This window comes from Bordetella genomosp. 10 (genome assembly GCF_002261225.1).
In the GTDB taxonomy this organism is placed as follows: domain Bacteria; phylum Pseudomonadota; class Gammaproteobacteria; order Burkholderiales; family Burkholderiaceae_B; genus Bordetella_C.
Genome location: NZ_NEVM01000002.1, coordinates 1,250,117 through 1,263,545, shown reverse-complemented (window position 1 = coordinate 1,263,545; position 13,429 = coordinate 1,250,117). Strand labels below are relative to the sequence as shown.

At 65.6% G+C, this 13,429-nt stretch carries 3 protein-coding genes; 2 read left to right on the top strand and 1 reads right to left on the bottom strand.

The window, feature by feature from the left end:
* Positions 1 to 29: 29 nt before the first annotated feature.
* Together CAL29_RS14755 and CAL29_RS14750 are read left to right on the top strand one after the other, a co-directional pair.
* Positions 30 to 992 (top strand): FecR family protein, encoded by a 963-nt coding sequence (locus CAL29_RS14755; protein ID WP_179284032.1) that lies wholly within the window; start codon positions 30 to 32, stop codon positions 990 to 992.
* 113 nt (positions 993 to 1,105) lie between these two features.
* Entirely contained in the window at positions 1,106 to 3,550 is a 2,445-nt protein-coding gene (locus CAL29_RS14750; protein ID WP_094853730.1) for a TonB-dependent siderophore receptor, read from the top strand.
* A gap of 54 nt (positions 3,551 to 3,604) precedes the next feature.
* Here the strand turns inward: CAL29_RS14750 and CAL29_RS14745 are convergent, their stop codons facing one another.
* Entirely contained in the window at positions 3,605 to 13,396 is a 9,792-nt protein-coding gene (locus tag CAL29_RS14745) for a non-ribosomal peptide synthetase (RefSeq protein ID WP_179284031.1), read from the bottom strand.
* Between the last annotated feature and the right edge of the window lie 33 nt (positions 13,397 to 13,429).

The window sequence follows — 13,429 nt, the reverse complement described above, 5'->3', positions numbered from 1 at the left end:
CTAGCGCACGCAAACTGCTGGAACGGGCCGTGTTGCTGCTGGCTCGTACACAGGGTGGTTCCACCGACGTCGCGCGCGCCGCATCCCTCGAACTGGAGCGCTGGCGCGCGGCCGCGCCAGCCCACGAAGAAGCCTATCGCCGCGCGACGGCGCTATGGTCCGCCACGTCCGCTGATGAACTCCAAAGCCAGGTCGGCTTGCCAGTGGGCCAGGCGGAGCGGCGGGCCCAGGCTCGCCAGAACCGGCGCCGGGCGCTCACCCTGTTGGGTTTGACGGGGATTTCTTTCTTCACGGCCGGATCGACGCGCTCGTATTGGTCGCTGGCGATTCCGCGGGTCCTCGAAACCGCCCGCAGCGAAATGGCGACCGAAACGCTACCCGACGGCACGGTAGTGGATCTGGCCGCCCGGACGCGGGCAGTCGTTTCCTATTACCCCGACCGCCGCGAAGTGCGCCTTGAAACGGGCGCCGCGCGTTTTCAGGTGCGGCATGATCCCGACCGTCCTTTTTTCGTTCAAACGAATTGGGGACACGTCAGGGTTCTGGGCACGATCTTCACGGTGTCGGCCCACGGCGCCATGGTCGTCGAGGTCGCCGAGGGACGCGTTGGCGTCTGGGCCGGCGGCCCGGACGCGCGGATGATAAGCGCGGAGACCGAGCCGCCGGTCCTGCTGATCGCGGGGCAGCGGGTACGAGCGGATGCGGGCGGTTTGGGCGTTCCAGGCGTGGTTTCCCCCGCCGACGTGGGCGCCTGGCGCCGTGGCTGGCTCATCTTCGACAATGAGCTTTTATCCCGCGTGGTCGCGACCTGGAATGATTACCTCGATCCCCCCTTCAAGCTGGATCCCTCCGCCCTGAGCGATCAGTTACGGCTGACGGGCAGTTTTCCGATCCGCGATCCAGAGGCTTTTCTGTCCAGCCTGCCTGGCATCCTGCCGGTGCGGGTACAGCGGTCCGCGACCGGGGTTGCCCTCATATCGGGTCGCCGCTGACTCCGTTGTCCAGGGCCAGGCCAGGGCCGGTAAAAATAATTGTCCGGGTTTCCGGTTTTCGTGCGTCTTCACGTTAGAAAACACCAAGACTCAACCCTCGGAAACCGTAAGACATGCCGACTCTCTCCCCTCGCGCCAGCCACCGCGCGGCGCTCGCCGCCCCTGCCCGCCTCTCCCCTCGTTTCTACCGTTTGTCCTTGCTGACGTTCGCTTGCGCCATGGCGTTCGCCGCTGCGGGCACCAGCCGGACGGCGCATGCGCAGCAGGCCACCAGCCCCGCCCTCGCGTCCGTGCGCCAGGTCGCGCTGCCGGCGCAACCCCTGGGGCAGGCGATCAACGCGCTGGCACGCGAATGGGACGTAGCCATCTCCATCGATGCGTCGTTATCCAACGGCAAGTCGGCGCCGGCCGTCCAGGGGTCGATGACGCTGTCGCAAGCCCTGTCGCGAGTATTGGCGGGCAGCGGCCTAGTGGCGGTTTCCAGCGGTTCGGCCGTCATCATCCAGCGGCCATCCAGCGCGCAGGGTGCCACCACGTTGCCCACTGTATTGGTGACCGCGGAAGGCGCCGTCGCCAATTCCATGAATCTGCAGCAGCCGGTGGCCAGCGGAACCCTAGGCAACCGCTCGCAGTTGGACACGCCCTTCTCCACCACCATCGTCAGCAGCCAGGAGATCGAGAACCGCCAGGTCACGACGCTTGGATCCCTGTTCGCGGGTGATGCGTCCGCCGTACCCGCCGGCGCCACGTACAGCGGTCGTCCCAACTATCTGCAAGTGCGCGGTTTGCGCCTGGATGATTCCAACGGTGCCAAGATCAACGGTTTGCCGGTGGTCAACTACGGGGTCGAAATGCCTTACGAGCAATTCGAACGCGTCGAACTGCTAAAGGGCCTCTCGGGCTTCATGTACGGTTTCGGCAGTCCCGGCGGGATCGTCAATTTCGTCACCAAGAAGCCTCCCGTCGGCGACAAGCCCGTGCGCAGCATCGACATCGGTTACACGTCGGACCATGTGTGGAGCCGGCACATCGATCTGGGTGACCGCTTCGGCAATGACGGCCGCTTCGGTTACCGGTTGAATGCGACCCACGAAGAAGGCACCACCTACAACAACGGCAAGATCAATCGTGACTCGGTTTCGCTGGGGCTGGATGCCCGTCTGACCCCGGACCTGCTCTGGACCTTTGACGGCCTGTACCAGAAGCGTCGCGCGGAAGGCACAGTCTATGTGAATACCAGCTCCTTCACCGGCGCCTCGCTGCCTTCGGCGCTCAATGGCCGAACGAACCTGACCTCATCGGACAATTCGCCGAACAAGACAGAGTTCTACATGATGTCGACGGGGCTCCAGTATTCCATCAATGCCGACTGGAAAATCAGCACCAACTACAGCTATACGCGGACCAAGAAACGTTATCAGGAGGACTATCTCTACCTGCTAACCGAAGGTGGAGATTATCGGGAATCCGTCTTCGACTGGGCCAACAACTTCGGCTTCCACCAAATGCAGGTCATGGCGGACGGCAAGGTCAGGACGGGCCCCATCGAGCACCAGCTGGTCTTCGGCGCGCAACGCATCTCCCAATATACCGACACGGCCAGCAACGGCTCCTTCGGCAGCATAGGCACCGGCAATCTCTACGACGACAATACGAACGTCTATAACGTGACGCGCATCCCCCAGACCTATCGCGCCATCGATATCCGTCAGAACGTGCTGTTCGCCAGCGATACGGTGAAATTCAACGACCAGTGGTCGCTGATCGCCGGCGGCCGCTACACGGACTACCAGCAAAAAGGCCGCAACAAGGCTGGCGATGTGACGTCGACGTACACCAAGAACCAGGTGTTCACACCGACACTGGCCCTGATGTACAAACCCCTGGCCACCACCACGATCTACGGCAGCTACGTCGAGTCACTGGAAGCCGGCACCATCGTCAGCCCCATATACACGAACGCGAATTCCGTACTCAGTCCGCTCAAGAGCAAACAGTATGAATTCGGCGTCAAGACCGAGCAGGACGACTGGAGCGCGACGGCCGCGCTGTTCCGTATCGAGCGCGGCGCGGCTTACGTGACGCCCGACAACACCTACGTGCAGGACGGCCGGGTGCGCTTCCAAGGGCTCGAACTGGGGTCCATCGGCAAGTTGACGCGCGCGTGGACGGCAGGTGCCAATCTGATGCTGCTGGACTCGGAGTACCGCCGCACGGCGTCGCTTCAGGAAGGCAACCGGGTGGCGGCGGCACCGCGCTACGTGGTGGCGCTGCAAACGTCCTATGACATCGGCGCGGTGCCGGGGCTGAGCGTGGGCATGGACGGCAAGTACATCGGCCGCTCCAACCTCAAATCGAACGGCACCCTGCCGATGCCCAGCTTCTGGGTGTTCAATGCAGGCGCGAGCTACCACACGCGCGTCTCGTCCTATCCCGTCACGCTGCGGCTGGCCGTGGACAATATCGCCAACAAGCGCTACTGGTACGCGCAGGGCGAGGATGGCCTGCTCATCGGCACACCGCGCACTGTCAGCCTGAACGCGAAAATCGAGTTCTAGGGCCATCTGGCGCAAGCTGCCATGCCGCCCGGCGCGGCATGGCAGGCGAGCGGATCAGCGGAGCTGATCCGCCATGACGTCATCGAGCAGCCCTTCCAGAACGCTCACGGCATCCAACGACCCTTGCGAAGTGCCCTCGCCCGCTTCCAGACGGCCGGCGAGCGCCGACAACGAGGCCGATGTCAGAATCGCGCTCAAGGGGCAGTCCAGCCCCAGGCGTTGGCGCATGCGATGCTGTACCCGCACCGCCATCAACGAATGCCCGCCCAGGTCCAGAAAGTTGTCTTCGCGGCCTACGGCGGCGATCCCCAATACCTCGCACCAGATGCCGGCCAGAGCCGACTCCATGGCACCGCGCGGCTCACCGCCGGCCTGATCGGCGCTGAGCACGGGGACTGGCAGGGCTGCACGGTCCACCTTGCCGTTGGCATTCAGCGGCAAGACGTCCAGCACCGTGATCGTCGCAGGCACCATATGCTCGGGCAGACGGCTGCGCAATGCGATACGTAGTGCGCGCCCGTCCCCCAGCCGCGCGCCGGGTATGGGAGCTACATAGGCCGCCAGGCGCTGCTTGCCCGCACCATCGGCCACCGCCTTGACCGCGGCGACCCGCACGTCGGGCAGCGCCAGCAAGCTGGCTTCGATCTCCGCCGGTTCGACACGCATGCCGCGTATCTTCAACTGATGATCGCTGCGGCCCAGATACTCCAGAGCGCCATCCCCTCGCCAGCGCGCCAGATCCCCTGTCCTGTAAAGGCGAGCCCCCGGTCTTCCCGCGGCATGCGGCACGAACCGGTCCGCGGTCTGTCCCGCCCGGCCCAGATAGCCCCGCGCCAGAGGTCCGCTCAGATACAGTTCGCCCCGCACCCCTGGCGGCATGGGGCGCAACCAGGGATCGAGCACATGCAAGCCGGCGCCGTTGATAGGCGCTCCTATGGGTGGCAGGGCCTCAAGCGCCGAAGAGGGAACTTCGTAATGACTGACCACATGTGTTTCCGTGGGTCCGTACTGGTTGTAGAGGCGGCAATCCGGATGCCTTGCCAGCCATTGCCGCAATGCGGGCGTCATGATCAAGGACTCACCCGCCGTCACGATCTGGCGCAATGCCACGCAAGGGACTCGGTGAAACGCCTGCGTCTCCATCAGGGCTTGCAGCACCGCGAATGGCAGGTGCATGCGTTCGACCCCCGCGGTGTCGATACGAGCGGCGAGCAGTTCCATGTCCCGTCGCTCGGCCTCGCTCGCTACCACCAGGCATGCACCGGCCGTCCAGGCACCAAAAATCTCCTGATAAGCGACGTCGAATCCCGGTGACGCAAACTGGAGCACCGACGAGACCGGTGGCAGCACGGCATCCTGCCAACGCAGCAGGTCGTCAAAAGCACCGCGAGGCATGGCGACGCCTTTCGGCTTGCCCGTGGAGCCTGACGTATAGAGTACATACATCAGGTTGAGCTCCTCGGCGCGCACGACGCGTTGTGCCACCCGTTCCACGTCTGCTGGTGGAAGCGCCGGGAGCGCCGGATCGTCCACGTCGATGACCCTAGCGCCGCCCGCTTCTTCGCTGGAGAACAATTCAGGGTGGGATCCGCGCACGGAGGAGCAAGTCAGCAGGACCGCCGCGCCGCAGTCACTGAGCATTTCGCGCAATCTTCCTGCCGGATGGTTCACGTCCAAAGGCACGCAGACCGCACCCGCTTCGTGGATGGCCAGCAGGCCGATGTACAGCTCCGCGCGCCGATCCATGGCCACGGCGACGCGCGACTCGGAAGTCACGCCCAAAGCGAGGAGGTTGCCAAGCAATCGTTGCGCGCGGGCGTGTAGCTCACCATAGCCCATCGATAGCCCGCCCACGGCCAGCGCCACGCGGGATGCGCTCCGCGCTGCCTGCGCGCGGCAGCGTTCGGCCAGCGCCGGCCCCGCGGCAACGGCGGCACCGCCCGAGGACCAGGCGGCCAGCTGCAAGGCATCCTGCGTATCGCGAAGATCCAGGTCATCCAGCGTGCGCACGCCCTCCATGGGCAGGGCCACCAGCAAGGCACGCAAGCGGCGCAGCAACCCGTCCACCGCGTCAGCCGCGATACGGGTCGGCGAGTAAAGCAGCCGCACGCGCAGCTGCCCCGAGTCAGACGCGACCAACGTGACGGTGTAATGGGTTTCCTCGTGGCTGGCGATGTTACGCCACGACAGGCCCGCCGATGCCTGCTCGCGCAAGGCCTGGTCGACAGGATAGTTTTCGAATACCACCAAGGTATCGAATAGCGAGCCCACCGAGGCTGGCGCCAGACGCTGGATTTCGTGCAGCGGCAGGGTGTCGTGCTCGCGGGAGGCAACGCCTTGCGCCTGCAATGCCCGCAGCCAGGCGCCCACGGGCTGCGCGGGATCCAGCGTGCTCGTCACGGGCAAGGTATTGATGGCGAGACCCAGCATCTCCTGCGCGCCGGGCAATTGGGCCGGTCGCACGGACGTCGTTGCCCCGAATGCCACATCGGCAGCGGCACAATAGTGATGGAGGAGCATTGCCCAGGCCCCTTGCATCACGATGCTCAACGTCACCTTTTCGCGGCGGGCATAATCTCTCAACGCCTGGCTGGCAGACGGGTCGAGCAGCAGCGTATGCTGATCGACCGCGCCGGACGGGGCGGAGGCGGCCCAGGCTTCTCCCAGGCGCGTGCCAACCGTCAAGGGCGCCAGCCGTTCACGCCAGTAGGCGCCTGCCGCTTCGGTGGGCCGGCTGTTCATCCACGCCAGGTAATCGCGATAAATGCCGTCCGTTGTGCGCGGGGGATGCGCGCCCTGGTAGCGCAACAGCACCTCGCCGAGGAAGCGCGATACGCTCCAGCCGTCCATCAGCAGGTGATGGAAGGTCCAGATCAGGTGATGGCTGCCGTCTACCATGGCCACCAACTTCACTCGCATCAGAGGCGCTCGCGCCAGATCGAAGCCCAGGGCCCGCTCGGCAACGGCGACCTGCCCCGGTTGTACGCCCACTCGCATTTCGTCGATCGGCACGCTTACGGTGGTTTCGATTCTTTGGACGACCTCATCACCCTGCATGAAGAAACTCGCGCGCAGGCCTTCGTGGTGGTTCACGGTGTCCTGCCAAGCCCGCCTGAAGCGTTCGACGTCCAGACCGTCGAGGTCCATGCAAAGCTGGTTCACGTACGCCGTACTGTCCGGTTGGGCGCGTGACTCGAACAGCAGCCCCGCCTGAAGCGGTGTGGGTGGATACATGTCAGGCGAGCCGGCCACCGATCGCGGTAGCAATGATTTCTGCTCGTTCCTCCCGGCCACTGCCGTGATGACCGGCGCAAGCCGGCGGATGGTCCGACGTTCGAAGAACTGGCGTGGCGTGGCGTGCCACCCCGCGCCGTGCAACCTCGCGATGACCTGCAGGGTCAGGATCGAATCACCGCCAAGGTCAAAGAAGTCGTCATCGATGCCCAGCGTGGCCAAACCCAGTACCTCGGCCCAGATAGCCGTCAGTTCGGCTTCGCGCACGGTGGACGGCGCCACGGGATCCTGTACGGCGAAGGTTGGCGCTGGCAGCGCCTTGCGGTCGATCTTGCCGTTCGGCGTCAGTGGCAAGGCGGTCAGCGTCACCACTGCCGCGGGCACCATGTATTCCGGCAGGCTGGCCGCCAGGGCGCGGCGCAAAGCGCTACCCTGGCGCGCGTCCGCCCCATCGGCTGCCGAGCCGGGGACGAGATCGACGGCCGCATATGCAACGAGCCTCGGGCCGGTCGGCCCGGGCGCGGTTACCACTACGGCGTCCCGGACGCCATCCTGCTTGCGCAAGACCATCTCGATCTCGCCGGGTTCGATACGATGCCCACGCAGTTTGACCTGAAAATCGCAACGTCCCAGATGTTGCAAGCGGCCCGCCGCGGTCCACGCCGCCAGATCGCCCGTGCGGTAGAGCCGGCCGCCGTTCGCGCCATAGGGATCGGGCAGAAAGCGCTCCGCGGTCAAGCCAGGGCGGCCGAGGTAACCGCGCGCTACGCCCGCGCCACCGATATAAAGCTCGCCTGGCGCGCCCCAGGGGGCCGGCTCCAACTGACTATCCAGGACATAAACCTGGGTCGCGGCAATCGGATGCCCAAGGTCGGGGTCTTCCGCGCCCACCAGGCCTGTCGTGGACCAGATCGTCGTTTCGGTCGGCCCATACATATTCCATAGGTCCACGCCCACTGCCCGCAGGCGCCCGGCAAGGTCCGCCGGCAACCCCTCGCCGCCGCACAGCGCCTTGAGATGCCCCCCCTGCCAACCGCTGTCCAGCAGCATGCGCCATGTCGTCGGCGTCGCCTGCATGACGGTAATCGACTTCTGTCCCAGCAGATTCGCGATGGCGGCCCCGTCGTGGCATTCATCAACCGTGGCAATGGTGCAGCGCGCGCCAACGGTCAGGGGCAAAAGCAGTTCCAGGGCGGAAATGTCGAATGAGAGCGAGGTCAACGCCAGCAGATGGTCTGAGGATGCCAGTCCCGGCGCCATCGCCATGCTCTGCAGGAAGTTCGTCAATGCACCATGCGACACCATGACGCCCTTGGGCTTACCCGTGGAGCCGGAGGTGTAGATGACATAGGCCAGTTGCTGTGGATGCACGGCGATACCGGGATCTGTCGACGGCCGGCCGACCCCGGGCGGGGTGTCTATCCGCATGCAATGCAGGGATTCTGGCAAAGGCCGCGGCAGCTGCGCTTGCGATGACGCGTCTGTCAGCAACAGGGCCATGCCGCTTTCCTCGATCATGGCGGCCAGACGATCCGCCGGATAGGCGGGATCCAGCGGCAGATAGGCCGCGCCCGACTTGAGAACGGCCAGCATGGCGACCAGCATGTCGATGCCGCGGTCCAGCGCCAGGCCTATCAATGCGCCTCGACCGGCCCCGGCGCCCAGCAGCTGATGCGCCAAGGTGTTGGCGCGCACGTTCAAGCTTGCATAATCCAGCAGCACCGTGCCCTGACTGAGGGCCACGCGATGGGGTGCCGCCCGGCAGACCTGCTCGAATTGCACGTGCACCGGCAGGCCCGGCGCCTGACTCGCCGCACCGCGCCCCCACGTCAGGACGTTGCTGCGTTCATCTTCCAAGGGCAGGTCCAGCGCGCGCACGAGCCTGCTGTCGCCTGTGCGAAGCGCCTTGACCAGGGCCGTCAGCGCCGCTGTCATGTGGCCGACAATACGTGCCGCCCCGACGGATTCCTCGATGTGGCCGACAAGCTCGAACCGGGTGCCGCTGTCGTTCACCGACATCGCGAAAGGATAGTTCGAGCGCTCGCGCGAGCCCAAGGCTTCGATGCCCTCCCAGGCCGCGGCATCCACGCCAGCGACCGCGGTCACATGGCGGTAGTTCAAGATGGCCGAGAACAAAGGCGCCCCACCGGGCAGGCCGCTGCTACGCTGAGCCAGCGCCAGACTGCAATGTTCATGGCGGATCAGGCCAGCGAGCGCGGTCTGGGTCTCGCGCAAGGCCGCCGTGGCATCCCGGCCTTGCATGCGTACGCGCAGGGGCAAGGTGTTGATGAACATCCCCACGGCTTGATGGGCGTCTTCCGCACCCGCCATGCGGCCAAATAGCACCGTGCCGAAGACGACGTCCTCGCGGTTGCTGATGCGCGCAAGGACCAGCGCCCAGGCCAAGTGAAACAGCGCGGCGGCGCTGCTGCGGTGTTCCCGCGCCATCGCGCGCAGGTCACGCGTCAGCTCCTCGTCCAGTACGGTCCGGTGTTCCGCGACCGAGAGGCCGTTGCCTTGCACGTCGGCCAGATTGAATGGCAAGGTGGATTCCGTCAGGTCACCCAATTGGGCGCGGAAGAATTCCGCGCCGGCGCGCTCGGCGCCGCGCATGGCGCCCACGAAACGGGTGAAGGATACGGGAGGCGCCAGGTCTTGCGGGCGGTCCGCGAGCAAGAGTGTCAGTTCGCGCACCAGCAGATCCTCGGACGTATGGTCCAAGGCCAGGTGATGATGAGCGAGTTTCAATAACCAACGATGGTTGGCGATGTCGTGTACCGCGTGCCCACGCAGTAACGGAGCCTCGCGCACGTCCATGCGATAGTGGCTCGGATCGGTACGCTGCTCGATGCGCGCCGCGGCGCCGTCTGGCGTTTCATCGGGCAAGGCAGGGAGCCAGGTCACCGGCAGGCTTGCGGCGCGCTGCACCCGCTGCACGGGCTGGGACAAGCCTTCCCAGTGTACGGACGTCCGCAGGATATCGTGCCTGGCGATGACCTGCTCGAAGGCAGCAAGGAAACGGTGCAGACGCCCGACAGTGTCGAAGGCCAGCAGGAAGGCAGTGACATAGACATCGCCCTCCTCCTGCATCAGGTGATGAAACAGGATGCCTTCCTGCAAAGGCGTCAATGGATGGATGGCCTGGAGACCTTCCATGCCGCCCGGCAGGCCGCTGGCCAGCTGATCGATTTGGGCTTTTGTCAGGCCGGCGTTATCCGCGGGTATGGCCGCGTCGGGCCGCGCATCCGGCTCGGCGGCGCGGTTTGCCTCAGCGCCTACGGCCGCCGCGAAATCCGCCAGCTCGGGATGTTGGAACAGCATACGAACATCGGCTTTCCAGCCCGCGCGCCGCAGCGCCGACATCAGCGTGATGGCCATGAGCGAATGGCCGCCGAGTTCGAAGAAATTGTCCTGCCGACCGATCGGCGTGACGCCCAGAACGTGCTGCCACACGCCGGCCAGCGCGATTTCACGTTCGCCGATCGGCGGGTCGTAGGCACGGCCGGCATGGGACGGTTCCGGCAGAGCGGCGATGTCGGCCTTGCCGTTGCGGGTCAACGGGAGCTGGTCGAGCACCTCGATGGCCGATGGCAGCATGTAAGCAGGTAGGCACTGGGCCAGGGCCTGGCGCAGCGCGGCCGCGTCCAGAGGCAACGCCGCGAGCGGCGGCGAGGAGCGCGTCGTCGCAGACAGCGCGGAAGAAGGCGTTATCGCAGGCGTCACATAGGCCAGCAGGCGCGCATCCGCGCCCACGCCACGGGCAACGACGACTGCCTGGCCGACGCCGGGCTGCTCCAGCAGCCGGGCGCGCACTTCCCCGACTTCCACCCGGTGGCCGCGTATCTTCACCTGCTGGTCGATGCGGCCAAGGTAGTGCAACTCGCCATCCTCCGACCAGCGCGCCAGGTCGCCCGTGCGATACAACCGCCCGCCGTCGTCGGCAAAGGGATTGGGGATAAATCGTTCGGCCGTCAGCGTCGCGCGCCCCAGGTAGCCGCGCGTGAGCCCCGCCCCGCTGACATGCAGCTCGCCCGACTCACCGTAGGACACCGGCTGGCCGGTCGCGTCCAATACGTACAGTCCCAGGTCGTCGATCGCCTCGCCGACGGGGCTGCCGGCCACACGAAGATCCTCTCCCACGATCTCCCGGTACGTCACGTGCACCGTCGTTTCCGTGATGCCGTACATATTGACCAGACGCGGCCCATGCGGTCCCTGCCCTGCTACCCAATCGGCCAGCATCCGAGGGTCCAGCGCCTCGCCGCCAAAGATCACCCAGCGCAGGCGCAGCGCGGGCAATTGCCCGCCCTCGTCCCGCGCTACGCCCTCGTCCTGGGCTATGCCTTCGAATAGTTCGGTGCGTTCCTGCTTCACCGCACCGTCATGCAGTCCAGGCACCTGGATCAATTGCCCGAACGCCGAGGGAGTCTGGTTCAGTACCGTCACGCCTTCCGCGCGCAGCAGCGACAGGAAACTCGCCGGCGCCCGCGCCTGCTCGGCGCTTACGACCACAAGGCGGCCGCCATGGCATAGCGCGCCAAAAATCTCCCAGACCGAGAAATCGAAGGCATAGGAGTGGAACAGGGTCCAGACATCGTCCGGACCAAAGTTGAACCACCGCTGCGTGGCCGCCAGAAGACGCGCGACGTTCCCGTGTGTCATCTGCGCGCCCTTGGGCACACCCGTGGAGCCTGACGTATACAGGACGTAGGCGAGATTGTCCGGCCTTATCGCGACGTCCGGCGCATGCGCCGGCAGCCTGGCGTCCAGGGCATCGACACACAGCCACTGCACCGGCCACGCCCGCGGCAGCGCCGCCAAGGTCGGCGTGTCGGAGACGACGACCTCGATCCCGGCATCGTCCACCATCTGTGTCAAACGCGCATGCGGATAGGCCGGATCCAGGGCCACATAGGCCGCGCCGGCCTTGAGGATGCCCAGCAGCCCCACGATCAGGTCCAGGCCGCGCCCCATCGCCAGCCCCACCCGCGACTCCACGCCGACACCCCGCGCGATCAAGCCATGCGCCACCCGATTGGCCGCCGCATCCAGCTGCCCATAGGTCAGCTGCTGGCGCGCACCGGCCTGGGCAGCATCCGGCATTGATACCGCCACGGCGTCAGGCCGCAACCCCACATGGCGGGCAATGGACGCGAGCACCGACGGCGCAACATGCGGTAGTGGCATTTCGTTCCGCACAAGCGCCCTGCCGTCCGCCTCCGGCGTTATCGTGACTTCCCCCAGGCAGACTTCAGGATTCGCCGTCACTTGGTGGAGGACGTGGATATAGCGGCGCAGCACTGCTTGCATACGGCCGTCGTCGAAACGGCCGGCGTCATACTCAAGACGTAGTTGCAGCGTCCGGGACGTGTTGATGGCCGATAGCAGCAGTTCAGTTTTTGCCCCCAGGGCTGCTACGGGCAAAAGCTCCCCGCGCAACCCTCCGATCGCGAATTCCCGCGATCCTTCCTGTACCGTATAGTCGAACATCGCCCGCAAGAGCCCGCTACCGCCGTCCGCTTCCTGCCCTGGAATACTATCCACGGCGACGCCGGCGTGACGCATCGCCGCGATTGCGTCACGACGCACCGCCGCGCACAGCGATGCAAACGTCTGTTGTGGCGCCAGATGGGCGGCATAGACCTGGGTCGTGACGAACAGACCAATGGTCGCGTGGGCGTCCTCGTCGTCACGCCCCGCGTACGGCACGGCAACGGGAAAGTCGGTCTGCCCGGCCAGCCTACCCAACAACAGCTGCCAGGCGGCCATCAGGATGACAAAGGGCGTGCAACGCAGCCGTGCAGCCAGCGCGGCGACGGCCTCGGCCTGCCCCTCGGAGAGCGTTGAAACCACCGTACCGGCGCTGGCCGGACGGTCGTGATCGCCACCCAGCGCCAGCAAGGGCAGATCTTCCCCCAGATACGCCGCCCAGTACCGGCGCTTGTCCGCATACGCCTCACTGGCGCTTTCTTCCAGCTCGCGCAGGGCGAAATCTCCGTATTGCAGCGCAAGGCCGGGAAGGCATGCCGACGCGCCCTTGCCCTGTGCCCCCTGGTAGGCCCGTACGAGGTCCTGGAAAAACAGCGCATTGGACCAACCGTCCGACACGATGTGGTGCAGGCACAGCATCAATATCGAGGTTTCATCATCCAGCTGCAGCAGGCGCGCGACCAACGGAGCGGGCTTGGTCAGATCGAAAACATGACCCGCCATCAGGTCGACACGCGCCTGCACCGTTTCGTCCTGAGCGAAAGCGGTCAAACCGGTCAAGTCCTCCCACGCGACCAGGACGCGCGCACCCGCCACGGGCTGTTGCCGCACGCCATCCGCCGTCTCCACGAAACGCGAGCGGAGGATGGCGTGACGGCGCAGCACGGCATCGAAGGCGGCCTGCAGCGCCTCGGCGTCCAGCGGCCCCGTCAAGCGGACGACGCGGCACAGGTTGTAGGCCGTCGATGCCGGATGGCGTTGTTGCAACAGCCAAAGCTGGCGCTGAGCTTGACTCAATGGATAGGAAGCCTCGATGTCCTCATCGTCATCCGCGTCCGCACGCGGTGGATCGCCTTCGACCAAGGCTCGCTGCAATATCGCCGGCGGTACTATCGCGTGCATCGTCGTCTCCAATACCGTGGCAGGTCGCAGAAG